This is a genomic window from Streptosporangium sp. 'caverna' (assembly GCF_003203775.1).
Taxonomy (GTDB): Bacteria; Actinomycetota; Actinomycetes; order Streptosporangiales; family Streptosporangiaceae; genus Streptosporangium; species Streptosporangium subroseum.
In genome coordinates this window covers 6,107,740-6,134,684 of record NZ_CP029711.1, presented here as the reverse complement: position 1 = coordinate 6,134,684, position 26,945 = coordinate 6,107,740, and the positions used below count along the sequence as shown (strand labels likewise).

The window sequence follows — 26,945 nt, the reverse complement described above, 5'->3', positions numbered from 1 at the left end:
CGGCCCGGAGGCGGAGGCGTTCGTCATCGAGGTGGCCCGGTGAGCGAGCCGCATCCTCTGGACAACCCCGCGTGGTCGTCCTTGACGGGGCCCCACGCCCACTTCGCCGAACGGCGCGGCAACGTGCTGCGCTACCCGGTCGACGTCTCGCCGTTCGTCGCGCTGCCGCTGGAGCCCGACGCCGCCGACTGGAACGACATCGCCGCGCTGGCCGGTCCGGGGGCGTTGGTTCCGCTCGCCGGCGTGGCGGTCCCGCCGCCGGACGACTGGGAGGTGGTGATGCGCCTGGCCGGTGTCCAACTGGTCGACGACGGTATCGCCGCCGCGCCGGACGACGAGGCCGTCCGGCTGGAGGAGAAGGACGTGCCCGAGATGCTCGATCTCGTCGAGCGCACCAAACCGGGCCCGTTCCTGCCCCGTACGATCGAACTGGGCGTCTACCTCGGTATCCGCCGCGACGGCGCGCTGGTCGCGATGGCCGGCGAACGGCTGCACCCGCCGGGCTGGACGGAGATCAGCGCCATCTGCACCGACGAGGCCTTCCGCGGTCAGGGGCTGGCGACCCGGCTGGTGCATGCCGTCGCCGCCGGTATCCGGGAGCGCGGGGAGACGCCCTTCCTGCACGCCGCGGCCGACAACACGAACGCGATCAAGTTGTACGAGTCCTTGGGGTTCCGGCTCCGCCGCTCCGCGACCTTTCTCGCCGCACGGGTGCCTGCCGAGGTCCCCAACCGGTGACGTTTCCCGCCGTGCGTGTGTCTACCGAGACGCCCAACCGGTGACATAGCCGAGGCGGCCGCATCCGGATCCGGGCGTCCGGCAGGGGAAGGCTACGTGCGGTTCACCGCGTCGAGGACGTCGAGGTAACCGTCGCCGGCTCGCCACAGCGCGTCCGCGACCGGTTCGAGCTTCCCCGGGCTCCAGCGCCGTTTCTCGTACGTCCGCGTGCACGCGCGGAGGGCGCGCAGGCTGACCGCCAGTTCCTCGTGCACCCGCGCCGACAGCAGATCGTCGGCGGGGGCGGCCGAGCGGACGGTCTCGCCGCGCCCGTCGCGCAGGGCGGCCAGCGTTTCCTCCCGCACCCCGCCCGCGTCGTCCCAGACCAGGGCCGGCCGATCGATGCGGTGGTTCCAGACCGGCACGTGTGCGGATCTCCACCAGACCAGCACCGGGTTCTTGGCCAGGCGGGTGGCGTTCGCCCAGTGCTGCGCGCCGGGCGGTTCGCTCCACCAGGGGACCTCGTCGGCCGGAAGGTCGACGCACAGGGCGACCGTCACGGTCTCCAGGTCACGCGGCGGACCGAGGAGGTCTGCGACCGCCCACATCTGGGTCACCCGCAACGGGAAGATCGAGGATGGCCGGGTGGCCATCTCGGCGCACTCCTGCGCCAGCGACTCCACATGATGTACGGCGCGGGTCCATTTCATGCAGCCATCCTCGCCCATGCGGGCAGGCCGCCGTAGCCGCGCCGGCACCGGCCCATCAGGCGGGGAGTCACCGGTCGGAGGCCGTCACCCCCGTTCCCGGCTCAGGTCTCGTGCGTCGCATGCATCCCATTCGGAGTGCTGTCATCGTTGCTGTCCTGCGGTGACGGCGAAGCCGAGGAGGCCGGAGCCGGTGCCAAGCGGCTTTCCCGCTTCAGCCACGCCGCGCCGGCGGCGTTCAGGCCCACACCCCAGATCAGGAGCACAACGAGCCACTGCGCCCATTTCCCGACGACGTCACGAGTCGCTGCCCACCACTCGGACGCCCTCTACCGATATCGAGGAGGCCGGGAATCCGGGGGCGAGGTGTGCTGATCGATCCAGTTTTCCAGGGCGTCGACGCACCGCGTGTTGTGCTCCGCGAAAAGGGCCGCCTCCCCGCTGAAGGAGAGGGCGGAGAACGCGGAGACACGGGTCAGGCGCGACTGCCCCTTCCGATCTTTCCAGCGGAGGGAGACCCCTCCGAGGAAGCCGCGATGAATACCGGTGACCCTGCTGGTCGGGATGTTGCGGGTCCAGAGACGGCCGCTTATCTCGATGACCTCGTCGGTGCAGGTGACTCCTATTGACCAGGCCCGTGCCACGAGGAGGAAACCGAGAGCCAGCAGGGGCGCGCCGATGAGGGCGGCGGGCAGGAGACGCTCCGGCGGAGGGTTCCGAAAGTCCGCTGATCGAAAAGGGAGCTCGACGTCAAGCGCTATTTGTATGCACCAAAGAGCCAGGAGGATCGGAAACAATCCCATGACGGCGTAGCCCAGTCGATAGACCGGGTCTGCGCGCAGCTCCATGACCTCATTGAAACGGCTGGTTGCGAAATGGGCAACCTTGCTTAATGAACTCGAATGAGCGATTCCGGATTATGCGACCAGGTCTGAACCGCGCGGATTTTCCCGCGCGAAACGATTCCGTTCATTGATCATCGGTAATGATCCCGACGACAGGCGGAGATGTGGTTTACCCGGCCCCTCGAACGCCGGCGCAGCCCTCCGGATCCCTCGTGGATCCCCGGGCATGGAGCCCATTCGTTCGGAGATCCGCGTCGGCGTGCCTGAGCGCGGGTCCCGATCCCGGTTTTCCAGGTGGGCCACCCGACTGGCAGGATGGCGGCTGTGACCTCTGCGGCGTCGGCACTGCGCGTGCCACGAGCCATCGTCTTCGCGACGTTGTGCATCGTGGTCTCCGCGGGCGGCCACGCCCTGGCCGGTGGGGGGCCGCTCCCGCCACATCTGGCCGTTCTCGGCGCGATGATCGCCTTCGGCGTGGCGTACGCGCTCAACGGACGTGAGCGTGGCGTGGAAGTCGTGCTCGCCGCGACCATCGGTTCCCAGGTGCTGTTGCACGAGCTGTTCAGCCGGGCCGCGCCCGCGCCGCACATGACGGTCTCCGCCGATCACGCTCACCCCGGCCTGGGGATGGCGGCGATCCACCTTGTGGTGGCGCTGGGCACGGGATGGTGGCTGTATCGCGGCGAGAGCGCGCTCTGGCTCATGATCCGTCTGTACGGCGGGCGGAGGCCGGTGATCCGGCGGCTCCTCGCCGGTGCCCCCGAGGTGACGCCGCCCGCGTGGCAGGCCGTACCGGCCGCCGACGTCCGGCCGTACGGCGGCTGGGAGATCCTCCCCGTGCTGCGGCGGCGTGGTCCGCCCCCGGCACGACACGCCGGCTGAGGGACTTGGAAGGTCCGGCGGCCGGGGTGCCCCGTGACCAGGCGCTTCCTTCCTCCGCCGAAGCGCGTCCTCCAGGCTTTGCCGATCCGCGACGACGGCGTGGACCGGGAGTTTCCTTTGGAGCCCGTGATGGCATATGTGCCACGATTCATTCGCAGGACGGTTCTGGCGACGCTCTGCTGCGGATTGTTCCTCATGCTCGCCGCGCCCGCCGCGCTCGCCCACGACAGCCTGAAGAGCAGCTCCCCGGCCAGGGACGCCGAGGTCTCAACCGTCGGGCAGATCAAGCTGGAGTTCAGCGCCCACGTCCTGTTTCCCACAATCGTCCTGCGCGGGGCGGGGGGCAGGCCCGTGGCCATCGGCAAAGCACATGCTGCCGGGCCCAAGGTCACCTCCGAGGTTCCGGAAAAGCTGCCCCAGGGCAAATATGTGATCGCCTGGCGGGTGGTCTCCTCCGACGGGCACCCGATCGAAGGGGAGATCCCCTTCACCGTGACCGGCTCGGCGTCGTCGTCCGCCGCGAGTTCCGCGCCGCCCGCCGCCGCGTCGACGTCCGGGCAGACCTTGCCCAGCCCGGTCTCCGCCGGTGACCAGAAGAGTGCCCAGGGCCTTTCGAGCTGGGTGTGGGTCGCCCTTGCCGTAATCCTGATAATCGGCGCGGGCGTCTGGCTCCGGACCTCCCGCCCGGACCGGTCCGGAAGCGCGGAGTGATTCCCCCGGCCACGCCGGCAGGCCTGACGTTCCGCCTCGCCCGCGCCGCCGCTTTCTCCGCGGTCTGCCTCGGGTTGAGCGTGACGGCACACGTCCTCGCGGGAAGCTCGGTCTCCGCGTCGAGCGCGGCCGGCGGGCTGGCGCTGGCGTTCCTGGCGGCCCTGGCCGTGTCGGGACGCGAACGCACGACGGCCGTGATCCTGCCGGTTCTTGTCGCTCTGCAGGTCGCACTGCACCTGCTTTTCTCCTTCGCACACGCCGCGTCCCCCGTTGAGATGGCCGGGCACGCGCACTCGGCGCTGCTGCCCGGCCTGGGCATGCTGGTGACGCACGGCTGGGCCGTCGGGCTGACCTCCCTGTGGCTGGCGCGCGGGGAGGCGGCTCTCTGGGCGATGCTGCGGCGTCTCGGCGTACGGCTCCGCCTCGTGCTCATCGTGCACGCCGATCCCGCGTACGCCTCTTTCCTCACACCATGCACGGCCGAGCCGGAGATCCTCCGTCCGGCGATCCTGCGTCACGCCGTAAGCCGGCGTGGTCCTCCCCGGTCCGTCACCTTCACCTCCGGCTGACCGTCCAGGTCGCCGGGGGGACATCACTTCGCTCCCGAGCCCGCACGCGCGGGCATGGACCGAGCCGTCATCCGGCCGCTCGGTGGATCGAACCTGCGTGACAATCCCGGGCTGTCCGTCCGGCACGGCCATATCGAGGCGGTATTCGGCCGCGGCCTGCCGGCGCCAGCCAGAAGACCAGAAGACCAGAAGAAAGGCATCAACGTGCTTTCTCCTCGTGTTGCCCCTGCCGGAATCCTGCTCGCGGCCGTGACGGCGCTCAGCGGATGCGGTTCCCAGAACACGACCACGTCGTCGGCCGCGCTGGAAGGCCCCGCACCCGCGGCCGCCCTGGAAAGCCCGGAACTCGTGGCGGACACCCCTTCGGCGACGGCCTCCGGGCTGACGATCACCGATCCGTGGGTGAAGACCGTCAAGAAGGGCATGACCACCGCCTTCGGCACCCTGGTCAACAGCACCGGAGCCGCCGTGACGGTCGTCTCCGCGACCTCTCCTCTGTCACCGATGATCGAGCTGCACGAGATCGCGGACTCCGGCGGCAAGATGGTCATGCGCCCCAAGGAAGGCGGTTTTGTCATCCCGGCCCGCGGCACGTACCGGCTCCAGCCCGGTGGCGACCACATCATGCTGATGGGCGTCACCGAAGAGGTGAAGCCGGGAGCCCGGATCCCCTTCACCCTCACCCTCGCCGACGGCGGGAAGGTGGCGTTCACCGCGGTCGGCAAGGATTTCGCCGGCGCCAAGGAGGACTACCAGCCCGGCATGGGTGACGGCTGATGCGAGAACCCCAGCTGACCCGCAGGGGACTGCTCGCGGGGGGCGCCGCCACCGCGGTCGGCGCCCTCGCCGCGTGCGCCCCCGAGCAGGCCGTCTTCTCAGGCCGTTCCGTTTCCGGGACGGCTCCCGCCGGGATCGCGTCGGATGTCGCCGGCGGCCTGGCGGTGGAGCCCTTCCACGGCCTCCACCAGGCGGGTATCGCGACGCCGCCGCAGGCCCACGCGGTCTTCGTCGGCCTCGACCTGCTCCCGGGCACCGATCGGGAGGCGGTGGTGCGGATGATGCAGCTGCTCACCGACGACGCCCGGCGGCTGACCGGGGGCCGGCCCGCGCTGGCCGACACCGAGCCGGAGCTGGCGGTGCTGCCCTCCCGGCTGACCGTCACCTTCGGCTTCGGTCCAGGGCTTTTCGAGGCGGCCGGGGTGCGGGATCGGCGCCCCGCGTCGATCGCGCCCCTTCCGGCATTCACGATCGACAAGCTCAGGAAGGAGTGGACCGGCGCGGACCTGCTGCTGCAGATCTGCGCCGACGACGCCCTCGCTCTCACCCACGCCCTACGAATGATCATCAAGGACGCCCGATCCTTCACCCGGGCACGCTGGACGCAGCGGGGTTTCCGGCACAGCCCGCAGACCCAGGCCCCCGCTCTGACCCAGCGCAACCTCATGGGCCAGCTCGACGGAACCGTCAACCCCCAGCCCGGCACCCCCGACTTCGACCGGGCCGTATGGGTGAGCGAGGGCCCCGGCTGGCTCCGCGGCGGCACGACCCTGGTCCTGCGGCGTATCCGCGCGGAGCTGGAGACCTGGGACGCCGCCGACCGGGTCGCCAGGGAGTTCACCATAGGCCGCCGCCTGGACACCGGCGCCCCGCTCACCGGCCGGAAGGAGCACGACGAACCCGACTTCGACCGGCTCACCCCGGCCGGCTTCCCCGTCATCTCCGAACAGGCCCACATCCGCCGGGCCCACGTCCAGGACCCGGGTCTGCGCATCCTGCGCCGGGTCTACAACTACGACGAAGGCCTCACCCCCGAAGGACACGCCGACTCCGGGCTCCTGTTCGCCTCCTACCAGGCCGACATCACCCGGCAGTTCCTCCCCATCCAGAAACGCCTGGCCGAAGCCGACCTCCTCAACCAGTGGACGACACCCATCGGCTCCGCCGTGTTCGCCATCCCACCCGGATGCTCACCCAGCGGATGGATCGGGGAGACCCTGCTGTCCTGACAGGCCCGACCTCTCACCCGGGGCGCCCACACGGCTCTCACCGGCCGCGTCCGGATCCCGGAGGGTCAACCGCAGATCGTCGGCCGCGGCAACCGCCGTGACCGTTGCCCTCCACCGTCCGGGGCTCCTCTTCCACGGAGCCCCGGACGCCAGGAACACCCACAAGCCGGGCTGGAACCACCAGCACCCCTGGAAAGCAGGGGTTCGCACACCGTACGGCTGACGCCCCAGGCGATCGCCCCTCACGCCGGCCCGAGATCCGCGCGGATCCACGCCGCCGCCTGGCATGACAAAACCTCCCTCCTGCGACAATGAGGATCTGATCCGATGTCAGAGACAGAATTCCCGCTCATGCAGTTCATGCGTGACGGCCTGGACCCGGTGGCCGAGCTCGGCCGTATCCGCGACGAACAACCCGTCTGCCCGCTGCACATGCCCGGCGGATCCACGGTATGGCTGGCCACCCGTTACGACGACGTACGTTCCGTACTCGGCGACACCGGCAGGTTCAGCAACGACTTCGGCAACGTGACGGCCGTCGGGTCCGCGCAGGAGGACCCCGGCGGCCTCGGCTTTCGCGACCCGCCGGAGCACACCCGGCTGCGCAGGCTGCTCACGCCGGAGTTCACCATGCGGCGGCTGCGCAGGATGGAGCCCCGCATCGAGGCCATCGTGGCCGAGCATCTCGACGCGATGGAGAGATCAGGTTCGTCCGCCGACCTGGTGCCCTCCTTCGCGCTGCCCATCCCCTCGCTGGTGGTCTGCGAGCTGCTGGGCGTGCCGCACGCCGACCGTGCCGACTTCCTGCGCCTGAGCACCGACCGGTTCGACCTGTCGGCGGGGCCCGAGGCCTCGTTGCAGGCGGTCAACGACTCGATGTCCTACCTGACGGAGCTGGTCGCCCGCGAGCGCAAGGACCCGGGCGAAGGACTGCTCGGCATGCTGCTGCGCGAGCACGGCGACCAGGTCGGCGACCGGGAGCTGGCCGGTCTCGCCGACGGCCTGCTCACCGGCGGGCACGACACCAGCACGAGCATGCTCGCGCTGGGCGTCCTGTGGCTCCTGCGCAACCCCGAGCATCTCGCCCTGGTCCGCGACGGCGACCAGGTCGAGGAGGTGGTGGAGGAACTGCTGCGCTACCTGACGGTCGTGCAGGTCGCCTTCCCGCGTTTCGCCCGTGAGGATCTTGTTCTGGCCGGGCAGCCGATCGCCAAGGGCGAGATGGTGCTGTGCTCCCTGACCGGCGCCAACCGCGACCCGGCGCTCGGCCCCGACATGGACACCGTCGTCCCCGGCCGTGAGGCGGCCTCCCATCTGGCCTTCGGGCACGGCATCCACCGCTGCGTCGGTGCGCCTCTGGCCCAGATGGAGCTGCGCATCGCGCTGCCGGCGCTGCTGCGGCGTTTCCCGGAGCTGCGCCTGGCCGTGCCGTTCGAGGAGATCCCGTTCCGGAAGATCTCGATCGTCTACGGGGTCGACGCCCTGCCCGTCGCCTGGTGACGAGCTCCGGGACCCGCCCGCGAAAGGGGGCGGCACGGAGGATCGATCCCTCATGATCGAACGGTTTTCACCCGGTTGAACATGGGGGAGACGCCCGGTCGTCCGGCCGGACCACCGTATGAGGAAGGCCGGGAGCCGCGGTCATGGGGTCAGAGGCCCTTGGCCGCGGCGGAGCGGGACTTCATGAACCGCATTCTGGGCGGGCCGCCCGGTTGGGCACCCACGATTCAGAAGTTCTCGCTCCATCACTTCCCGGAAGTCGCTCTTTTGAAATTGCGGCAACTCCAACCACGGTCGATCGAAATATCTCATGGGCCGCGCCCGAAAAGCCCCTCGCGCTCCGTCGCACCCGCATTTCTTGATCGGTATACGATGCCTTCCACCATTTTCTGGATTGAGGTGCTGGGTGGAACTGTTTCCTGAAGAGAGCCAGTGGGGATTGCTGACCGCCGCAGGGCTGCGGGGGGATTTCCAGGCCGCGTGGATCGAAGGTGACGACATCGCCGCGATCACCGCCGAGTTGAAGATCGACCCCACCGCGACGCTCGAATGCGACCTGGCCACCGCGCTGCGCTGGAGCAGCACGGACGCGCGTACTCCCATCCTCTGGATGGGCGAGCACGCGCCTGGCTGGACGTTCGCTCTGGTGCTCGCCGGTGCGGCATCCGACCTGAGCCTGCCCGGGCGGAGGATCTTCGACTTCTGCTACGTGAGGGAGATCGACGAGTTCTACGGCATCGCCGGCATTTACCGCGAGGAGGGGCTCGATGACCTGGATCTCAACGATGACCAAGGCGACGAGGACGACCTCGATCCCCACCTGATCGCCGTCGGGCGGATCACCGGCCGGTTCATCGACCGGGACTGGCTCGCCGGACGACGCACCCTGTGCCGGGTCCCGGTAGAAGCGAGGACCTCATGACGTACGAGGAGCAGTGGCCCCTGCTCTCGGCGCGCGGGTTCCATGACATGTTCGCCGGAACCTGGATCGAGGGCGACGATCCCGACGAGATCGCCCGCATCCTGGGCTCCGACCCGGCGACGGCGGTGCCCTGCGGGCTCGACGAGGCGATGCGGCAGTACGAACCGTACGCGTTCAAGGAACTCGTCTGGCTCGGTGAGCACGCCCCCGGCTGGAGCCACGCCATCACCATCGCCGGGCCGCGTCTGCGCACCGACCTGCTGGCCGCCGGCGGGCGCAAGTTCGTCCAGGTGGTGTGGGAGCCCCATGGCTTGGGTGTGCACGATCTGTACTATTCGGATGGGAGCACGGACGGGCGGCAGAGCCCGATCGACATCGCCGACCCCGGTTGGCCCTTCCACGCGTACACCGAAGGCCTCACGCGAAGTCGCCCCGGCCTGGTCGACATATTCTCCGGAGGTCCGGCCAGTCCGGTGGGCAGTCTGGGACTGTGGCTGGACAACTGGCTCATCCTGGCGGGTCGCATCTCGGGGCGTCTCATCGATGAGCGGTATCTCGACGCCACCCGGCCGCTGTATCGCATCCCGATCTGACCAGCCGTAAGGCCGGCCATCGAACGCGAGGCGGGGCGGTGCCGCGATGCGTGTGGTCATCGCACGCGGACACCGGCCCGGAAAACGGCCCGCACATCCAGGAGAGCGGCGGGGTCCTGGGAGGGGTTGCCGTTGACGGCGAGGAGGTCTGCATCGGCGCCGGCGGCGATTCGTCCCTTGCGGCCCTCCACACGACACAACCGGGCCGCCATGCTGGTCACCGAGATCAGCGCGTCGAGGGGAGAGACACCCAGCCGGGTCAGGTCACCGACTCCGTGGGGAAGGACGTTGTGGGGCTTGTCCGGGGCGATGCCTGCGTCCGAACCGATGACGACCTTGGCGCCGAGCTTGTGCAGGTCTCGGAACACCGTGAGGATCTCCTCGATGTGCGCGGCTATGGCCTTGGGGAGTTCGACCGCCATACGGCGATCCCAGCCCAGCGTCAGGCTGACGAAACTGCCGCTCTCCACGATGGCGTCGAGTAGATCGGGGTCGGAACCCACTCCGTCGGGGGTGAGGAAACTGACGTGCTCCAAACTGTCGACACCCGCTCTGAGCGCGTCGTTGATGGCCTGGAGACCGTGGGCGTGCGCGGCCACCGGCAACCCGAGCCGGTGTGCTTCGTCCACCACCGCGCGCAGGTCTTCAAAGCCGTACTGCGAGGCGTGCGGCGGCACCGAACCGGGCGTCAGGTTGCCGCCACTGACCATGATCTTGACGACGGCGCAGCCGCGGCCGTGGCGTTCGCGTACGGCGGCTCGCAGTGCCTCCGGGCCTTCGACCTCACCGCCGAAGAAGTGGCAGTGACCGCCTCGCGTCGTCAGCGGGGGCCCGGAGGTGAGGATCTCCGGGCCCTGCTCCGGGTGCTGGGCCAGCTCTTCGACAAGGGTCAACGAAAGGTAGTCGCGGTCACCGAGGTCGCGAATGGTGGTGATGCCCGCATGCAGGGCGGACCGGGCGGCGGCCCGCATGTGTGTCAGCAGGTCCGTGTCATCGGTCGCGGCCAGCGAGGCCACGGGGTCCGGGCCGGCGTCGAAGGCGAGGTGGGTGTGGCTGTCGATGAGGCCGGGCAGCAGGCAGGACTGCGAGCCCAGGTCGATGACGCTGCTGCCGTCGGCGGGCAGTGCACCCGTGCGGTCCACACGCACGATGCGGTCGCCGGTGACGTACACCGTGGCCGGACCGGAGGCGGTGAATCCGTCGAACAACGAACCGGCGTGCAGGGCAAAGGAACTCATCAAGGGATACCCATCGGAAGTGGTGTGTCATCGCGTCGTCGAGAGACTTCGCCGGGGAGACGGCAGGGGCCTCTGACGACCTTCGGATTCGCGGTGCCGGCCGGTGCCCGCGTTTTTTAGTGAGTGATAAAAAACTAGCTCCGGTGAGGGACGCATGTCAAACGGAAGGGGAGCGCGTTGCCCTGGTGGCATCCCCGCGGTGCCGCCGGTGGTCAGCCGGCGGCGGTCGTGGTGACCCGCCGGGTGCGCCGGTAGTACGACCAGCCGGCGACCGGTAGCGCGATCATCCATGCGAGGAAGACCGGCAGGCCGACGAACGCACCCGTCAGGGTGAACGGATCGTCGGGACTCGCCTCGGCGATGGCACGAGGGATCTGCACGGGCAGGGTGAGCGAGTAGCCCACCAGCAGGGCCGAGCCCAGGACGGTCGGGGTGAGCGGGAACCATGGTGGGACCCGGCGTCCGCCCAGTACGGGGATCCACCGGGGATAGACCAGTCCCCAGCCGCTGATCAGACCGAGTGACAGGATTCCGCCGAGGACGGCGAGCAGCGTCAGCACCCCGAGGTACACGGCACCCGCGGGGATGCCCAGGATTCCGTCCTCCGGGAAGCTTTCCGTGCCGTGAGCGCGGCCGTGATACCAGGCGTCGAAGCTCGCCTCATTGGCCAGGAACGGGATTCCGAGCATCCAGGGGATGTGCAACGGCACGAATCCGAGAATGGGAGCCGCCCAGCCCACCGTTCCGGCGACACGCGCCCAGCGGGGTGGCGGAGGAACTGTTGTTTGTGTCATGGCCGTAGGATCCACGGCTCCGCCTGTGATCAGACTGAGAGATGCTGATGAGCCTCTCAGTCTCGGCCACAGGTGGCCTGGCCCATCGCAACAGGCGGACCTCCCGCGGCGGCCTCCCGTCCACCACGATGAGGTCCTACCGAGCGCTGCATCAGCCACATCAAGGGGCGGCGGGGGCCGGCCTTTCGCTTCGACGACCTCGGGCGGCTACCTGGCCGGGCTCAACCTACGCGGTGTCATCGTGTAGACGCGAAGCCCGCAGCTTGCCTGAAGATCCGAATTTCGACCAGGGCCGGCAGGCCGACCGCGTCGGCGGCCTTGTCCCCGAGTGCCTGCTCCGGCAAGTTCGCCAGCACAGCGATCGCGTCGCTCACCAGCGCATCCACCAACGCTGTCCGGGCCGGGGCGTCGTTCCAGGCGATGCGCGGCTTGCCGGGTCGGTGTAGTCGCAGGCGGTGCACCGGGCGGCGGCGATCGGCGCGGCGCCGAGGACCTCGCGGATCACTCGGCGGATCGCGGCGATCAGCTGGGTGACGGTGTCTTGGATGGCCACCGCGTCATCGAGGACCGCCGAGTCCAGCGCTCGCCGCGTCCGTCCGGTCAACACGCCGGTCGCGGCGACCACCGCGCCGACCGCGCTGAAGATCCGTCTCGGATCGGCCGAGCGGGCCAGGCGGCGCCGAAAATAGGTCAGCAGTGACGGATCGAAGGCGCTGTCATGCAAGCCCAGCCCGCAGGCCGCCTTCCACCGCAGGTCACAGCGCAACTCCTCAAGCCGCCTCGAAGTCTGAGACCCCCTGCAGGGTCTGCAACACCACCGCCGCGGCCGGCACCTGCGGCGGCATACTCGGGCGCCCGTTGAGTGAGGGATACATGTCGGCGAACATGTCGCCGGGAAACAACTCCTCGCGGTGCTCGGCCAGGAACGCGAACACGCTGCCTGCCGGGATCAGCTCCCGGCAGGTGACCCACACATCCGGCCCGACCAGCTCCACAATCCAGTGACCTTGCCTAACACCCAGTCTGACCCCGCCATCATTTGCGGCGAAGTTAGACCCCCAGCATCTTCATTGGTCTTCTAGGCCTGAATGACCACGGCGAGTGCGTCGGGGGCCGCGCTCCTGGTCGTGTGCCCCTTGCCCGTGGTGTCTTCAATCAGGATCACGTCACCAGCCGCGAATGTCCGGCTTTCGCCATCGCTGGCCGTCACTTCGATCGCGCCCCTCATCATCACCATGAGCTGCCCGTGAGGTGCGGGATGCGCCGCGCCTGACCACTCGTCCGGGAGGGCGAGGAACAATGACCGCTTTGCCGCAGCGGCAGGCGAGACCAGGATGGCGGGAGCGGGCGGGGCGAACTCGGCCAGGACAAGGGGGCTGCTCTCATCACTGAAGTGTGACTCGCCGTCTTTGTCTGCGTACAGGCGGACGATGGACACCGAATAGTTGTTGTTCATGGCGCATATCCTGTGATCTGCCGCGGTATGGCGACAATTCCCTCTAGGGAATCAAAGCAGGGCAGATCCATGACTGGAACCAGCGCGCCGGAAGAGCTCATCGAGGCCAGACTGCCTCTGACGGCCTGGTCCTCGTCGAGACCGGCCTGGGTCTCGACGACGTCCGCGACCCCGGCGGCACCCTCGGCTCCGACTGGGTCGAGATGGCTCAGCCCGTACTGGCCGAGGAGGAGACCGCCATTCGCCAGGTCGCCCGGCTGGGATATTCGCCCGACGATGTACGCCACGTCATCGTGACCCACCTCGACGTAGACCATTGCGGTGGCCTGCCCGATTTTCCAGATGCCCAGGTCCGTGTCCTTGCCGCCGAACTCGAAGCGGCGACCACCGAGGCGCCCAGCTTCCGCTACCGCCCGGCCCACTGGGCACACGGCCCGAAGTGGGTTTCTTACACTGCCGAGCCGGGCGAGGAGTGGTTCGGATTCACCTCCGTTCAGCCGAAGGGCCTGCCGCCGGAGATACGGCTGGTCCCGCTCGGCGGTCATACCGCCGGCCACACCGGAGTCGCCGTGCGCGAAGGCGATCGCTGGCTCCTGCACTGCGGTGACGCCTACTACTACCACCGGGAACTCGACAAAGATCCGCATCCGCACCCCCTTCTCGACTTCGTGCAGACCGGCTCGGAAGTCCACCGCGACCTCCGGCTCGGCACTCAGGCCCGGCTGCGCGAACTCGTCCGCGACCACGGCGATGAGGTTTCGGTCATCAGCGCTCACGATCCGTGGGAGTTGGACCGCTACCGTTGACGGCATCGTGACTGACGTATCCCGGCAGGACGGGCTGATCGCATCATTTGCCGTGACGAGGATGCGGATCTATCACGTGATCTCTTGCCATAGCCGTTTCCAGGATGTAACCCGGCTGGCCGGGGACGTCGCCAGAAACGGCGTCAGCAGGATCGGTCGGATCGATGACCATCCCGAAACGGCATGCCGGAGTAGTGGCTCGGTGATCAACCGCCTGCTGGACCACTGACGCGAGCCTGTCCGAGGCCTTCCTGCCGACCAAGGCCGAGGTGCCCAGGAGGCCGGGCACGGCGTCGATGCGCTTCCGCGCGTACGCCAAGTGCATAGAAGGACGGCGGGCACGCGCCAACGGCAAGATCGTCGAAACGCTCGGCGGATAAGCCGCAGTCTGCCGCCGTGGGTGAGACCGCCTATTCCGCCCGGGTTCACCACCTGCTCGAAGTGGCGTCATCCGCAGGCCCGAATTGACCGTTTTGATCAGGTATACGCCCTTGATCCAATTGGGTGTAGCGGAGGTGTCACTGCCTCCGCTCATCTCCTGAGCCGAGGTTTATATGAGATCGATGGTCTTGAACCATCAGGCTGCGAGGCCACTGCTGGTGGCGCTCGCCGCAGCGACCGTGCTGGCCGTCTTCCCGGCCGCCGCGTACGCGGACGCGGGTCAGCCCGCGCCGGTCACCGGCGGACTTCCCTTGACCAACACGACCGAGAAGATCGGTCCGGGGATCAACCTGCAGCATGTGCAGGCGCTCGACCAGAACGGCTGGTACAACGCGCGGTTCCTGACCGTTGATCTGTCCAACAGCGCGGTCAGTACGGATCTGCTGACCGCCGGACCGGTCGCTTCCGGCGGGCCGCTCAGCGTGGCCGCCAACAAGGCCGGCGCCGTCGCGGGCGTCAACGGCGACTTCTACGACCTGGGCAACTCCACCGCGGCGCACGGTATCGAGATCCAGAACGGGCAACTGCTCAAGACCGCCAACATCGGCGGCCCGGAAGCCGCCGACGTGCTCCCGCACGTCGGCGTCAGCCAGGACGGCATCGCCCAGCTCGTGAACGCCACGGTCAACGCGTCCGCGAACTTCGCGGGCACGGACCACAAGGTCCTGTCGGTCAACGCCGCGGACCCCGAACCCCACCCGGTACCCGCGGACGGCATGGTCGCGTTCACGTCCGCGTGGGGCACCTACAGCCGCAACCGCCCGTTCATCGGCGTGGACCAGAACCTCGCCGAGGTGCTGGTCCGGAACAACAAGGTCGTTTCGGTCACCCCGAACGCCCCCGCGGGCTCGGGGACGATCCCGGATGACGGGTTCTACCTGGTCGGACGCGACGCCGCGGCGACCGCGATCCGCGCGCTGCAGCCCGGCGACCCGGTGACGCTCAGCTGGGCGCTTGCCGATCCGGTCGCCAGGACCATGAAGTTCGCGCTCGGCCACGGCGGCACCGGCGAGGGCATCGTCGTCTCCAACGGCAAGCCCCGCGCCGGCCTGGACAACACCGCGATCTCCCCGCGCACCTCGTTCGGCTTCAAGGACGGCGGGCACACGCTCGTGCTCGGCCAGTGGAACGGCCCGGGCGGCACCGGCAAGGGCGGTGTCACGGTCGACAAGGTAGCCCGTGGCATGGTCGCGATGGGCGTGCAGACCGCGGTCATCCTCGACAGCGGCGGCTCGAGCGAGATGGTCGCCCGCGCGCTCGGCGAGGACCAGGTGACCATTCGCAACACCCCGTCCGACGGCGGGGAACGCAGCAACACGAACGGCGTGGGCGTGTTCGTCTCCAAGGGCGACGGCAAGGCGCACGAGGTCCTCATCAAGCCCGCGCCGGGTTCGGCCACGGCCGACGGTGACCTGAAGGTCTTCCCGGGACTGCGCCGCGCGCTCGTCGCGCAGGGCATCGACGACCACCAGACGGCGGTGACGATCGATCCGAAGTCCGTCGGATGGGCCGTGCCCGGAGCATCCGTCGAGAAGGGCACGGTCACGGCCCCGGCCAAGATCGCCAAGCCGTACGGTGTGCTCAAGGTCGAAGCGCACGTGGGCCGGGAGGCCGGGCGCGAGCAGATCACCGTCCTGCACCCGCTCGACAGCCTGGAGCTGTCCTCGCAGCGCCTGTCGATCGCCGACGCCACGCCCGCCGCCGCGGCCACCGTCGCCGTGACCGGCCGCGACGACCAGGGCTACACGGCCCCGATCGACCCGCGCGACCTCGACCTGGACTACGACCACAACGTCGTCGACATCCAGTTCGCGGACGGCAAACTGAAGATCACCCCACTGGTCAACGCGAGCACGCTCCTGACCGTCTCGGTCGCCGGCACGTCGGTGAAGCTCCCGATCACGATCGGCGTCCAGACCCAGACACTGTATGACTTCGACGACGACGTGCTGGCCCGCTGGCGCAACAACAGCACCGCGGCCACGACGCTCTCGGCCGACCCCGACGGGCTGCGGATCGACTTCAACGCGATGCGCAACGTGGGCATCTCGGCGGCGTCGGCGGCCCAGCGCATCTCGGTGCCCGGCCAGCCGCTGCGCCTGCGGGTACGGATCAAGTCGAGCATCAGCGTGCCGAACGGCCTGACCTACCTGCTCTACTACGACGCCAACGGCAAGAGCACCGGCATCTACGGCACCGCCCTGACCGCGAGCAGCGACTGGCAGTACGCGACATGGACGCTGCCGGCCAACACGGCGTTCCCGATCGCGATCAATAGCATCCAGGGCATCAACACGAGCATCGCCCAGCAGAAGGCGGGCACCTTCGTCCTGGACCGCGTCGAGGCCGACATCCCGACCTCGATCGATCTGCCGGCTCAGCCCGCTCTGCAGCCCGATGCGCTGATCTCCGAGGACGGCTCGTTGCTGCAGAGCAACAAGACCTGGCAGTTCGCCACGCTGTCGGACGTGCAGTTCACGGCCGACAACCCGGCGCTGACCCAGGTCGCGACGGCGGCGATCAAGCGGATCCGTGCCACCAGGCCGGACCTGCTGGTGCTCAACGGTGACATCACCGACCGTGGCCTGCCCCAAGACCTCGCGCTGGCCCGCCAGGTGCTCACCGACGCCGGCTGTGACCTCATCGCGGTCGGTCAGGAGCCGGCGGCCAACAGCACGCCGGATGCGAAGACCGGCACGATCCCGTGTTACTACGTGCCGGGCAACCACGAGTCCTACGGTCTGAACAATGTCCAGTCGGACCTGACGAACTTCACCAACGAGTTCGGCCGGCCGTATCGGACCTTCGATCACAAGGGCACCCGGTTCATCTTGCTGGCCAGCTCCCTGGGCTCGCTGCGCGGCACGGCGTGGGACCAGCTGCCGATGATGCAGCAGGCGCTCGCCGACGCCGAGAAGGACACCTCGGTGCACAACGTGATGGTCTTCGCCCATCACCCGGTGGATGACCCGGCCGAGACGAAGTCCAGCCAGCTCGGTGACCGCGACGAGGTCGCGCTGATCGAGAGCATGCTGACCGGTTTCCGTGAGGTCAGCGGCAAGGGTGCGGCGATGGTCGGATCCCACGCTCAGATCGCCAATGTTCACCGGGTGGAGGGGGTGCCGTACATGGTGCTGCCGTCGTCGGGTAAGGATCCGTACGGTACGCCGGACCGTGGTGGTTTCACCGGGTGGGTCGACTGGTCGGTCGATTCGCGGCAGAACGCGGATGAGCAGTGGATCGAGGCGAATGTGCGTGCGTTCGCGCAGTCCATCACGCTGGAGGCTCCGGCCTCGGTCGAGGTGGGTAAGGCGGTGCAGCTTTCGGGCAGTATCGTGCAGCCGCAGGGTGTGGGGGCGGGTACGCGGGTGGTGCCGTTGCGCTATCCGATGTCGGTCGATTGGGACGGTTCGGACACCCTGGCGATCGGCGGTGGCAAGGACGCCGTGGAGAAGGCCCGTGATGCGGGCAAGGTCGCGATCTTCGATCCGCGGACCCGGACGCTCACCGCGCTGAATGCCGGTTCGGTGTCGGTGTCGGTGACCAATGACTCGATGCGTGCCTATACCGACGACAGTTCGCTCGCACCGATCACGACCTCGAAGACCATCCAGGTCGTGCCGTCTGCGGGCGACGGTCCGGACACGGCCAAGGTCAAGAACGGATCCTGAGCGACTGGCCCTGCGAGTAGCTCAGGTCAGCCCCCGAGCGGGCCGTACGACACCGTGAAACGCCGGGGTGGACGCCAACCGCGTCCACCCCGGCTGCACGTCGGTCCGCACGTTTGTCCATAGCGGAATGCCAAGGATGTCCGAGGCGGACCGCGGTGGTCAGGTCGAGGCGCCGGTCGAGAAGTGTTGCCGGTATCGCTCCGGGGTGGTGGTCAGGTGCCGGGCGAAGACCCGGTGCAGTGTCTCGCCGTGTTTGTAGCCGACCGTCCTGGCGATGGCGCCGACGGTCAGGTCCGTCGTCTCCAGCAGGCGGCGGGCCGCCTCGACACGCAGGCTCTCCACGAAGGCGCCCGGGGCGCTGCCGGTTTCGGCGCGGAAGGCACGGGCGAAGCTCCGCTCACTCATCCCCGCCCGCCGTGCCAGCACGGCCACGCTCAGATCTTCTCCCAGATGGTCGGGCAGCCATTGCTGCACAGCCCGGATCGCCGGGGTCCGTGCGGGCTGCGCACGCAGTTGGGTACTGAACTGTGCCTGGCCCCCGGGCCTTCGGGTGAAGACGACGAACCAGCGGGCGATCAACTGCGCAACCTCGGTGCCGTGGTCGTCCTCGACCAGGGCCAGCGCGAGATCGATGCCGGCGGTCACCCCCGCCGAGGTCCACCGGCTCCGGTCGTGCACATAGATCCGGTCCGGTTCGACGAGCACACGCGGGAAACGCTCTGCGAGCAGCCGGGTCGACCACCAATGTGTCGTCGCACGGTAGCCGTCGAGTAGCCCGGCCGCGGCCAGGAGCAGCGATCCTGCGCAGACCGAGGCCACGCGGCGCGACCGCCGAGCGAGTGCCGGAAGCTCCCGGACCACCTCGGCGGACACCGTCGGGTCGAAGACCCCGTTGCCGCCGATCACGATCATCGTGTCGATCTCGTCGTCGCCGGACGCAATCTCCCGCAGCGAGTGCTCGACCTGCACCGTCAGGCCATTGTCGACGGTGACGGCGCCGGCACGTGGCGACGCCGTCACCAGACGGTAGACCGTGGTTCCGATCGCGGTGTTCGCCGCACCGAAGATGTCCATCGGACCAGCCAGCTCGATCAGCTGAATGCCGTCGTAGACCACGAGGACAACGGTGCGAAGCGCTGGCATGTCCCTATCTTGGCTGTTATTGAGGGCTTTGCCGTAATTTGGCATGACTGTCGCACGCGTGTGATCGTGGCGGAACGGCTCGCCCGGTGAATCACGAGACCGGTCGGCCGGGCCGATCACCCAACCTGCCGCACCGGCTTGCCGGCATGATTCCGCAGGAAGGGAATGATCAGTTCGGCGACTTGATCGCCGAACTGCGAGTGCGGGTAGTGCCCGCCGTCGACGACGGCGACCCGGCCGATACCGGGAGGCATGGCCGCGACGATCGCCTCGCCTTCGGCCACCGGGTCAGGGAAGTCCGGGTCCTCGGAGCCCATGATCACCAGCGCGGGACACCGTACTCCGGGCAGATGCGCCTCGGCGTCGGCCGGAGTGGTTTTGCCGGTCTTCATGAACTCCTCCCATCGGCCGGGCTGCCGGAGTGCCGTCATCAGGCCGTCGATGTGACGACGGCACTCGTCCGGCTTGCCGGGATAGGCGATGTCGAGGTAGCCGCGCCACAACCTCGGGGACTTCAACAGCAGCGTCCCCATCAGCCGCGTCAGACCGCGGCGATACCGCCGGACGGTGAACAGCGCGCCGACGTCCAGTCGCTGGGTCCTGGTGAACGGGTTGATCTCCACGATCGCGGTGACGAGTTCCGGCGCCTGAGCCGCGGCGATGGTGGCGGCGCCGCCGGACAGCGAGTGCCCGACGATCACCGCGGGTCCGCCGAAGTGCCGGATGACCCCGAGCAGGTCACCGGCGACATCGGTGCGGCCGATGGCCGCCTTCCCGGTCACCGACGGCCAGCCGAGGCTGGACTCTCCGTGCCCGCGCATGTCCACGTTCACCACGTGGTAGCCCGCATCGGCCAGCAACGGTACGAGATGGCGATAGTCGTGCCGCCCGCTACCAATGCCATGCGAGAGCACCACCAACGGGCCATCGCCGATCACATCGCAGGCGATCCGCCCGCCGTCGAGAGTCACGAACTCGGTCATCTGCCGTACCTTCCTGGCGTTCCATCAGCCGCGACATCCGCGACATGCCGATTGAACGCCGGAAGACCCCGGCCGGGACAATCGCGGGCAGGATCGGTCAGACGGACGGCCGCTCCAGTCAGAGGCTGACCCGAACGGCACGCCGGTCACGTCGCGGGCCTGACCACGAGGTCGAGACAGGGGTATTCACGGATAGGCCTGGTCAGGCAGGTGCGGGGCCACGTCAAGACCGCTTCCCCGGTTACGCGTGATCGTTTCTCGGACCCTGTCGCGATGGCCAGAGAACAAGGTCGAGCTGTGCTTCACCCGCAGCGTGAGGCCGATCGTGCTCAGCGGGCCGGGACCGTTGCGTGCAGAAACCGGGTCAGCAGGTCCGTCACTTCGGCGGGCCGTTCCAGGTTGGGAAAGTGACCCGCCCAGGGCAGTTCGCGATGACGGGCGTCGGCGAGCTGTTTCGGCAGCCGGGCGGCGATCTCCCGGAAGTCGGGCAGGTCGTGGCCGCCGGACAGGGCCAGACATGGGGCCGTGATCAGCGAAAGATCCACCTCCGCCTCGGCCGGTGCGAACTCCTCCGCTGCGGCCAACTGCACATCGAATGCGCGCCGCTGCATCCGGCGGACCTGCTCTCGAGCCGCGTCGTCGGCCTCGGGGCCCAGCCAGGTCTCCACATTCAGCTCAACGGCCCCCGCGATGTCACCGGCCTCGATCAACGCCTCCTCCTGTTCGGCGAAGGATCGCAGCACGTCGCCGGGCTCGTGCCCGGGTAGAGCGGAGCAGAGCAGCACCAGGGCCGTGACCGTGTCCGGCCGGCGAGCGGCCACCTCCAGGGCCACCTTTCCGCCGTAGGAGGACCCCACCAGCGCCGCCCGCTCGACGCCGAGGCTCCCGAGCAGATCCGCGACGTCCTCGGCGTCGTCGTACGGGCGGTCCGCCACCGGAGACTCGCCGAACCCACGGAAGTCACAGCGGACCACCCGGTATCCGGCATCAAGCAGGGCCGCCCACTGCGGATCCCACATGCGCCGATCGCACACCCCGGAATGCAACAGCACCAGCACCGGGCCATCGCCGGCCACGTCATGAGAAAGCATCATCTGGGAGACCTTAGGCGCAATGACATTCGGTGGCATGTCGATATCGCCGCCGGTCCTCGTCCGTCATCGGGGACGAGGAGCGTGCTCTGCGATCAAGCCGAACGGAACCTCAACGAACCCGCCGAATGGGCGGATTGCGATCACATTCAGGCTGCGCGGTTCGGTAGGGTGGCGACGGTTTCTCGTTGGGCGGACCTTTGCCATGCGAGAGACAGACGCTCTTTCACCGTTCTCGGGGGGCCTCTTCTGTCAACGAGGTTTCCGCGGAGTGCCTGAATTATCCTGCTGGTCGTTGAAAGGGTCGGCGATTGTCCAGTCCGAGCCCGCTGGAGCCCGAGGGACCTGAGCGGATCGGGCCCTACCGCCTTGCCGGTGTGCTGGGAGAGGGCGGGCAGGGCACGGTCTACCTGGGTCACTCACCCTCCGGAGTACCGGTGGCCATCAAGGTGCTGCACGCCCGGATGGCCGCCGACGCCGACGAGCTCCGGCGGTTCGCCCGGGAGACGGACATCGCCGGTCTCGTGGCCACCTTCTGCACCGCCAACGTCCTCGACGTGGGCACTTTTCGACAGCGTCCCTACATCGTCAGCGAGTACATTCCCGGACCCTCGCTCCAGGAGCTGGTGAAAAGCGAGGGGCCGCGGACCGGCAGCGGCCTGGAGCGCTTGGCGGTCGCCACGCTGACCGCTCTGGAGGCGATCCACCGGGCCGGGATCATCCACCGCGATCTCAAACCCGCCAACGTGATCATGGGGCCGGAAGGCCCGGTGGTCATCGACTTCGGCATCGCCCGGCTGCTGGACCAGGTCACCATTCGCTCCGGGATAGTGGGCACTCCCGCCTACATGGCCCCTGAACAGTTCCAAGGACAGGTCGCCGCCCCGGCCTCCGACGTGTTCAGCTGGGCCTCCACCATGGTGTTCGCCGCCACCGGTCAGGTCCCGTACCCCGGAGTCACCCCGCCCGCCGTGATGCACGCCATCATGACCCGTGATCCCGATCTTACGGGCGTCCCTGATCCTTTACAGTCCCTGGTGCTTTCCTGCCTGGCCAAGGACCCCGATGCCCGCCCTACGCCCCAGGAGCTGTTGGCCAGGCTCACCACCAGGCACCTCCGACCGCGGCACAACCCTCAGGTCTCCGCGGACGCCCGGCCCGCCGATGCAACCGGCGATCACCGGCGATCTCCCAACCCCCACGCCGTCGGCCCGGCATCGCATGGCACGGGACCGGGGGAGCCTGGCCTCGACCCTGGCACCACGGGCGGCCGGGTTTCGCCGCCGAGCCACGTTCCCGGTCCGGGTGCCGCCTCGGCGCCGACGGACCCGGTCCGGCCGCGTGGCCGAGGCAGGGGGGTGATCGTCGCTTCGGCGGTCACCGTACCGGTCCTTGTCATCGGCATCGTGTTCGCGGTCGTACAGTCCCGTAAGGATCACATCGTGGTCGGCGGATTGATTTCGACGCCGGTTGCGATGGCTTCGAACACCACCGCCCCTCCCGCGCCGGAGCCAACCACATCGGCACCGGCGCCGGCGTCCGCCGATGCGTCCGAGCCGGCCAAGGGCGGGTCCTCGTCCACGGGATCGGCCCCGTCGCGGCGGCCGGAATCGACGCACCAAGCTCCGCGGACGTCGTCTTCCTCGTCGGCCCCGTCGCGGCGGCCGAAGCCGACGCGCAAGGCGATGACCACGCAGCCTACGGACAAGCCACTCACGGCGTCGGACTCGCCGCGGCAGCCGGAAGCTTCGAGCGAAGCTCCACAGCCGCCGCCTTCCGGCGGACACTCCTTGAACATCAGCACCAACTACGCATGGGCTCGCGGATCCGTTTCCTGGAATGGGACGACAGCCACCGCGAGTGGCAGCGCGCAGGACACCAAGCAGTACGAGTCCCGTTCCTGGCTGCGGATCGCCTACCGGAAGAACGTGGGCGGCGTCTGGAAGGTTCACTACGCCGAGCGTGATCCATGGGCCGAGGTCTCGAACGGGGAGCACGCGGACTTCGAGTGGTCCATCGGCGGTCCCGTGAAAGACGTGCAGTGGGATCTCTGTTCCAGCCGATCGGGCAAGACGTACTGCACCGGATGGAAATAGCGACGGCGGAAGACGTCTCGCAGACGTACGACCTGTGGGTGCCCGTAACCCGGCCTCCGTCACGGGGCGGGATCGACGCCGGCATCGTGCAGGATCCTCCAGATCGTGGAAGCGCCCGCTTGCCGGCCCATGCCGGCCGTCCCCGGAGATTCCGCGGTATCCCCAGGTCGGATTCTCGGCTGCCGGGCGCGGCGCCGGTGCGCGGACCGACAGCCGTGGCGGCGACCGGCCTGGCGGTGACAGCGACTACGTAATTCAACAGATACTACGTAGTTCAACGGATGCTGTCTGATACCAGCGGATTCATGCTTATTTCGGTCCTGGGCCGGAGGTGATGCCGCCCGGGGTTTCGGCTCTGCTGGATCAATCAGTGAGGAATCGCCATGCCCCAGGCTGGTTCTGTCGACGCGCGGTCAGCTGCTCCCGGTTCGCTGGCTCAGGACACGCCGGCAGGGCTGCCGCCACACTGGTGGGCGGCGGGTCTCACCTTGGCGGAGCGGCTCCGGCTGTCCGGGCAGCCCGCGCGACCGGCGGAGGACGAGCGCCTGGAGCGGGCACGCCGCAGGCTGGAGCGCTGGAGGGGCTCTCCCGGGCTGGGGAAGGACGGCCACTTCGCCAGGCTGCTGGACGAGCGCGGACTGGACGTCGACAGGCTGCTCGCGCTGCTCGCGGAGGACCCGGGGGATCTCGCCGACCGGGCGGCGCCGACGACGGACCGACCGGCCTGGGCCGAGACGGTCGAGGCGGTGCTCCGCGCGATGCCCGCCGAGTCCGCGATACATCCCGAGGAGATTCCTCCGCCGGATGAGGAGTCGGCCTGGCAGGTCGGTTTCCTGAAGATCGTCTCTCCGTTCCTTCGTGTCGCCGTCGGCCGCTTCGTCGTCGCCGCCGTACGTGCCGACGGGCTGGACGATCTGGTCGACGTGCACCAGTTGAGCCATCAGCTGGCCACGCAACTGGGGCAGCAACTGACCACGCTGGCAGGCCGCACGCTGGTTCTGGAGCTGAACGTGCTGCGCGTCACCGATCGGCTGCGCGGCGAGACGGCGCGGGAACGGTTCTGGTCCTTTGTCGAGCATTTCTCCACCAGGGACGCACTGGTGGGCTTGATGTCCGAGTACGTGGTCCTGGCGCGGCTGCTCGCCCAGGCCTGCGACCAGGCGGTGGAGGCGTACCACGAGCTGCTGGTCAGGCTGGCCGAAGACCGTGCCGAGATCGTCACCTCGGTGCTCGGCGGCGAGGACCCCGGCCGCCTGGTGGAGGTGCACATGGGCGGCGGGATCGGCGACCTGCACCAGGGCGGGCGGGCGGTGGGGCTGCTGCGGTTCGCCGGCGGTGCCCGCCTGGTGTACAAGCCGCGTCCGCTGGCGGTGCACCGGCACGTGAACGACGTGATCCGCTGGCTGGACGAGCGCCTTCCGGGCTACGGCCTGCGGTCCCTCGTCGTCGTGGACCGCGGCCGGTACGGCTGGGTGGAGTTCGTCGAGCACAGCCCCTGTGAGAACGTCGACGGGGCCCGCTTGTTCTACCGCCGCCAAGGCGCCCTGCTGGCACTGCTCTACGCCCTCGACGGGGCCGACTTCCACTACGAGAACCTCATCGCGAACGGGGACCAGCCGGTCCTGGTGGATCTCGAGGCGGTGTTCCACCCGAGGGTTCCGCGCCCTTCGGGGCTGGACTGGATGAACGGCGACCCGGCCGTCTCCGTGCTGGCGGAGTCCGTTTCCCGTATCGGGTTGCTGCCGTCCGTCCTGTGGAGCGAGGACGGTGACGCCATCGACATGGGCGGGGTGGGGGGCGACGCGGGGCAGCCGCTGCCGTTCAAGGTCGTCGGCTGGGGCGGCTCCGGGACCGACGAGATGCATCTCACCCGCGAGAACATCCTCTTCCCCGGCAGCCAGAACCGCCCGAGCGTCGACGGCCACGTGGTCAACCCCGCGCACTTCGTGAGCGAGCTGACCTCCGGGTTCCGGGACGGGTACGAGGCCATCGTCTCCAACCGTTCCGAGCTGGTCGGCCCCGGCGGCCTGCTGGAACGCTTCGCCAACGACGAGATCCGCGTGGTGATGCGGGCGACCCGGCTCTACGGAACGCTGCTCGTGGAGTCCACCCATCCGGATGTGCTGCGCGACGCCCTCGACCGTGAGCGCGTCTTCGACTTCCTCTGGGGGTTCGCGGCCGACGATCCGATCCGTCGCCCGCTGGTGCCCGTCGAGAGCGAGGAGCTGTGGTCGGGGGACGTCCCGATGTTCACCACCCGCCCGGCGACGCGAGACCTGTGGAACGGCCGGGGCGTGAGAATGCCCGGCGTGCTGGACCACGACAGCCTGACGCATGCGATGGACAAGGTCCGGGCGATGGGGGCGCGCGACCGGGCCCAGCAGGAGTGGATCATCGAGGCGTCGATGGCGACCCGCCCCGACCAGGCCGCCCTCGTCGGCGCCGGCCCGTTTCCGGTGGAGCCGGCCGTTTCCCCGTCTCCAGCGGCCCTCGACCACGAGCGTGTCCTCGCCGCCGTGCGAGGCATCGCGGACCAGGTGGCCGCGATCGCGCACGCCGACGGCTCGCGGGTGAACTGGCTCGGCATCGATCTCATTCAGGAATCCCAATGGATGGTCAATCCGCTACGGCTCGACCTCTACAGCGGAATTCCCGGTGTCGCGTTGTTCCTGGCCCAGGCCGCGTCCGTCCTCGGTGACGATCGCTACGCCGACCTGGCCCGCCGCGCCCTGACACCGTTGCCGGAGATCGTCGACTCTGTCGTGAACGCACCGGCCGGTACCCCCATGACGACGTGCGGCCCGTTCTCCGGATACGGCGGTCTGGCGTACGCGCTCACGCACCTGACGCGGGAACTCGGCGACCCCTCCCTGGGAGACGCGATCGAACCGCTGGTGACCTCACTGACCGAATCCATCCCGATCGACGAGATGTTCGACGTCATCGGCGGCGCCGCCGGCGCTCTCGGCGTGTTGCTGGCCGTACACGAGGCGACGGGGCTGCCCGTCGCCCTACGGCTGGCACGCGCGTGCGCCGACCGCCTGGTCGAGACCGCCCGACCGCAACGGCGGGGTGTCGCCTGGCCGGGCGCGATATCGTCCTCCCTGCCCCTCACCGGCTTCTCGCACGGGGGCGCCGGCATCGGCTGGGCGCTGGCACGCTTCGCCGCGACGCCGGACGGCGCCACGGCGGGTGCGCGCTACGCCGAGACCGCGCGTGCCGCCTTCGCCTACGAACGTGACCTGTACGACCCGCACGTCCGCAACTGGCCCGACTATCGGGACATTCCCGGAGAGCGCGCCGACGACACGCCGCCCGCTTCCATGCAGGCATGGTGTCACGGCGCGCCGGGCATCGGCCTGGCCCGCGCCGACCTGCTGCGGCGGGGGGTCACCGGTGGCCTCGCGGCCGACGCCCGGGCGCTGACGGCCGATCTCGACCTCGCGCTGGCATCGTTCCTGGCCAGTCCGACGGCGCTGGGCGGGCACAGCCTCTGCCACGGGGAGCTCGGCAACCTCGAACTGGTCACCACGATGATCGCCGCCGGCCGTACCGACCTGGTCGAAGCGCGCGACCGTCGCCTCGGGGTGGTGCTGGACCAGCTCGAATCCGGCCCGCGTTGCGGCACACCTGCCGGAGTGCCCACTCCCGGCCTGATGAGCGGGCTCGCCGGCATCGGGCACGGCCTGCTGCGCCACGCCTTCCCGGACCGGGTGCCGTCGGTGCTCCTCCTCGAACCGCCGATCGGCTGATCCCGCGCCGCCTGCCGTGCCG

At 69.0% G+C, this 26,945-nt stretch carries 22 protein-coding genes and 1 pseudogene; 14 read left to right on the top strand and 9 right to left on the bottom strand.

Annotated elements, in window-relative coordinates; translation table 11 throughout:
• Positions 1-39 precede the first annotated feature (39 nt).
• Positions 40-738 (top strand): GNAT family N-acetyltransferase, encoded by a 699-nt coding sequence (locus tag DKM19_RS26925; protein ID WP_110699272.1) that lies wholly within the window; start codon positions 40-42, stop codon positions 736-738.
• 92 nt (positions 739-830) lie between these two features.
• Here the strand turns inward: DKM19_RS26925 and DKM19_RS26920 are convergent, their stop codons facing one another.
• On the bottom strand, positions 831-1,427 hold the full coding sequence (locus DKM19_RS26920) for a hypothetical protein (RefSeq protein ID WP_162641797.1): 597 nt from the start codon (positions 1,425-1,427) through the stop codon (positions 831-833).
• A gap of 326 nt (positions 1,428-1,753) precedes the next feature.
• On the bottom strand, positions 1,754-2,272 hold the full coding sequence (locus tag DKM19_RS26915) for a hypothetical protein (RefSeq protein ID WP_110699268.1): 519 nt from the start codon (positions 2,270-2,272) through the stop codon (positions 1,754-1,756).
• Between the two features lie 321 nt (positions 2,273-2,593).
• Here DKM19_RS26915 and DKM19_RS26910 point away from each other — a divergent pair, with 321 nt between their 5' ends.
• The 8 genes from DKM19_RS26910 (at position 2,594) to DKM19_RS26875 (ending at position 9,452) form a co-directional block, all read left to right on the top strand.
• A complete protein-coding gene (locus DKM19_RS26910; RefSeq protein ID WP_110699266.1) occupies positions 2,594-3,151 on the top strand; it encodes a hypothetical protein in 558 nt (185 codons plus the stop codon).
• A gap of 129 nt (positions 3,152-3,280) precedes the next feature.
• Positions 3,281-3,862, top strand: a complete 582-nt coding sequence (locus DKM19_RS26905; RefSeq protein ID WP_162641795.1) for a copper resistance CopC family protein — start codon at positions 3,281-3,283, stop codon at positions 3,860-3,862.
• Complete coding sequence (locus tag DKM19_RS26900; RefSeq protein ID WP_110699262.1) at positions 3,859-4,431, top strand: MFS transporter; 573 nt, start codon at positions 3,859-3,861, stop codon at positions 4,429-4,431. Before DKM19_RS26905 ends, DKM19_RS26900 begins: the two co-directional genes overlap by 4 nt.
• Positions 4,432-4,635: 204 nt before the next feature.
• Positions 4,636-5,208: a copper chaperone PCu(A)C gene (locus DKM19_RS26895; protein ID WP_239513610.1), complete on the top strand. Its 573-nt coding sequence runs from the start codon at positions 4,636-4,638 to the stop codon at positions 5,206-5,208.
• Positions 5,208-6,437, top strand: a complete 1,230-nt coding sequence (locus DKM19_RS26890) for a Dyp-type peroxidase (RefSeq protein WP_110699258.1) — start codon at positions 5,208-5,210, stop codon at positions 6,435-6,437. The genes DKM19_RS26895 and DKM19_RS26890 overlap by 1 nt, the downstream gene beginning before the upstream one ends.
• Before the next feature lie 327 nt (positions 6,438-6,764).
• On the top strand, positions 6,765-7,937 hold the full coding sequence (locus DKM19_RS26885; protein ID WP_110699256.1) for a cytochrome P450: 1,173 nt from the start codon (positions 6,765-6,767) through the stop codon (positions 7,935-7,937).
• Positions 7,938-8,343: 406 nt separating this feature from the next.
• Entirely contained in the window at positions 8,344-8,859 is a 516-nt protein-coding gene (locus tag DKM19_RS26880) for a hypothetical protein (protein WP_110699254.1), read from the top strand.
• Positions 8,856-9,452 (top strand): hypothetical protein, encoded by a 597-nt coding sequence (locus DKM19_RS26875; protein WP_110699252.1) that lies wholly within the window; start codon positions 8,856-8,858, stop codon positions 9,450-9,452. The genes DKM19_RS26880 and DKM19_RS26875 overlap by 4 nt, the downstream gene beginning before the upstream one ends.
• Positions 9,453-9,508: 56 nt before the next feature.
• Here DKM19_RS26875 and DKM19_RS26870 read toward each other — a convergent pair whose 3' ends face one another.
• The 4 genes and pseudogenes from DKM19_RS26870 to DKM19_RS26855 all read right to left on the bottom strand — a co-directional run bounded on the left by DKM19_RS26870 (position 9,509) and on the right by DKM19_RS26855 (position 12,940).
• Positions 9,509-10,690, bottom strand: a complete 1,182-nt coding sequence (locus DKM19_RS26870; RefSeq protein ID WP_110699250.1) for an amidohydrolase family protein — start codon at positions 10,688-10,690, stop codon at positions 9,509-9,511.
• A gap of 212 nt (positions 10,691-10,902) precedes the next feature.
• Positions 10,903-11,484, bottom strand: coding sequence for a hypothetical protein (locus DKM19_RS26865; RefSeq protein ID WP_162641794.1), 582 nt, complete (start codon positions 11,482-11,484; stop codon positions 10,903-10,905).
• A 284-nt stretch (positions 11,485-11,768) separates the two neighbouring features.
• A pseudogene (locus DKM19_RS52000) lies at positions 11,769-12,482 on the bottom strand (transposase); the annotation flags it as partial.
• Between the two features lie 80 nt (positions 12,483-12,562).
• Positions 12,563-12,940 (bottom strand): hypothetical protein, encoded by a 378-nt coding sequence (locus DKM19_RS26855; RefSeq protein ID WP_110699246.1) that lies wholly within the window; start codon positions 12,938-12,940, stop codon positions 12,563-12,565.
• Positions 12,941-12,990: 50 nt separating this feature from the next.
• Here DKM19_RS26855 and DKM19_RS26850 point away from each other — a divergent pair, with 50 nt between their 5' ends.
• The 3 genes from DKM19_RS26850 to DKM19_RS26840 all read left to right on the top strand — a co-directional run bounded on the left by DKM19_RS26850 (position 12,991) and on the right by DKM19_RS26840 (position 17,858).
• Positions 12,991-13,746: an MBL fold metallo-hydrolase gene (locus DKM19_RS26850; RefSeq protein ID WP_110699244.1), complete on the top strand. Its 756-nt coding sequence runs from the start codon at positions 12,991-12,993 to the stop codon at positions 13,744-13,746.
• Between the two features lie 7 nt (positions 13,747-13,753).
• Entirely contained in the window at positions 13,754-13,975 is a 222-nt protein-coding gene (locus DKM19_RS49800; protein WP_162641793.1) for a hypothetical protein, read from the top strand.
• 334 nt (positions 13,976-14,309) lie between these two features.
• Positions 14,310-17,858, top strand: a complete 3,549-nt coding sequence (locus DKM19_RS26840; protein WP_162641792.1) for a phosphodiester glycosidase family protein — start codon at positions 14,310-14,312, stop codon at positions 17,856-17,858.
• 159 nt (positions 17,859-18,017) lie between these two features.
• On the opposite strand, the gene DKM19_RS26835 is transcribed toward DKM19_RS26840, so the two are convergent.
• From DKM19_RS26835 to DKM19_RS26825, 3 genes are all read right to left on the bottom strand, one after another.
• Positions 18,018-19,001 carry a GlxA family transcriptional regulator gene (locus tag DKM19_RS26835; RefSeq protein ID WP_110699238.1) on the bottom strand — a complete coding sequence of 328 codons (984 nt, stop codon included), beginning with the start codon at positions 18,999-19,001 and terminating at the stop codon, positions 18,018-18,020.
• A 116-nt stretch (positions 19,002-19,117) separates the two neighbouring features.
• A complete protein-coding gene (locus DKM19_RS26830; protein WP_110699236.1) occupies positions 19,118-19,984 on the bottom strand; it encodes an alpha/beta fold hydrolase in 867 nt (288 codons plus the stop codon).
• A gap of 329 nt (positions 19,985-20,313) precedes the next feature.
• Positions 20,314-21,078 carry an alpha/beta fold hydrolase gene (locus DKM19_RS26825; RefSeq protein ID WP_110699234.1) on the bottom strand — a complete coding sequence of 255 codons (765 nt, stop codon included), beginning with the start codon at positions 21,076-21,078 and terminating at the stop codon, positions 20,314-20,316.
• 308 nt (positions 21,079-21,386) lie between these two features.
• Between DKM19_RS26825 and DKM19_RS26820 the strand changes: the two genes are divergently transcribed.
• Complete coding sequence (locus DKM19_RS26820; RefSeq protein WP_110699232.1) at positions 21,387-23,171, top strand: serine/threonine-protein kinase; 1,785 nt, start codon at positions 21,387-21,389, stop codon at positions 23,169-23,171.
• Positions 23,172-23,554: 383 nt separating this feature from the next.
• Positions 23,555-26,923: a type 2 lanthipeptide synthetase LanM family protein gene (locus DKM19_RS26815; protein WP_162641790.1), complete on the top strand. Its 3,369-nt coding sequence runs from the start codon at positions 23,555-23,557 to the stop codon at positions 26,921-26,923.
• Positions 26,924-26,945 lie beyond the last annotated feature (22 nt).

Coding starts and splice junctions, on each gene's coding strand:
- DKM19_RS26865 (WP_162641794.1), bottom strand. CDS start 11,484: ATGACACAAACAACAGTTCCTCCGCCACCCCGCTGGGCGCGTGTCGCC.
- DKM19_RS26885 (WP_110699256.1), top strand. CDS start 6,765: ATGTCAGAGACAGAATTCCCGCTCATGCAGTTCATGCGTGACGGCCTG.
- DKM19_RS26920 (WP_162641797.1), bottom strand. CDS start 1,427: ATGAAATGGACCCGCGCCGTACATCATGTGGAGTCGCTGGCGCAGGAG.
- DKM19_RS26905 (WP_162641795.1), top strand. CDS start 3,281: ATGGCATATGTGCCACGATTCATTCGCAGGACGGTTCTGGCGACGCTC.
- DKM19_RS26835 (WP_110699238.1), bottom strand. CDS start 19,001: ATGCCAGCGCTTCGCACCGTTGTCCTCGTGGTCTACGACGGCATTCAG.
- DKM19_RS26890 (WP_110699258.1), top strand. CDS start 5,208: ATGCGAGAACCCCAGCTGACCCGCAGGGGACTGCTCGCGGGGGGCGCC.
- DKM19_RS26815 (WP_162641790.1), top strand. CDS start 23,555: ATGCCCCAGGCTGGTTCTGTCGACGCGCGGTCAGCTGCTCCCGGTTCG.
- DKM19_RS26830 (WP_110699236.1), bottom strand. CDS start 19,984: ATGACCGAGTTCGTGACTCTCGACGGCGGGCGGATCGCCTGCGATGTG.
- DKM19_RS26825 (WP_110699234.1), bottom strand. CDS start 21,078: ATGATGCTTTCTCATGACGTGGCCGGCGATGGCCCGGTGCTGGTGCTG.
- DKM19_RS26915 (WP_110699268.1), bottom strand. CDS start 2,272: ATGGAGCTGCGCGCAGACCCGGTCTATCGACTGGGCTACGCCGTCATG.
- DKM19_RS26840 (WP_162641792.1), top strand. CDS start 14,310: ATGGTCTTGAACCATCAGGCTGCGAGGCCACTGCTGGTGGCGCTCGCC.
- DKM19_RS26875 (WP_110699252.1), top strand. CDS start 8,856: ATGACGTACGAGGAGCAGTGGCCCCTGCTCTCGGCGCGCGGGTTCCAT.
- DKM19_RS26870 (WP_110699250.1), bottom strand. CDS start 10,690: ATGAGTTCCTTTGCCCTGCACGCCGGTTCGTTGTTCGACGGATTCACC.
- DKM19_RS26855 (WP_110699246.1), bottom strand. CDS start 12,940: ATGAACAACAACTATTCGGTGTCCATCGTCCGCCTGTACGCAGACAAA.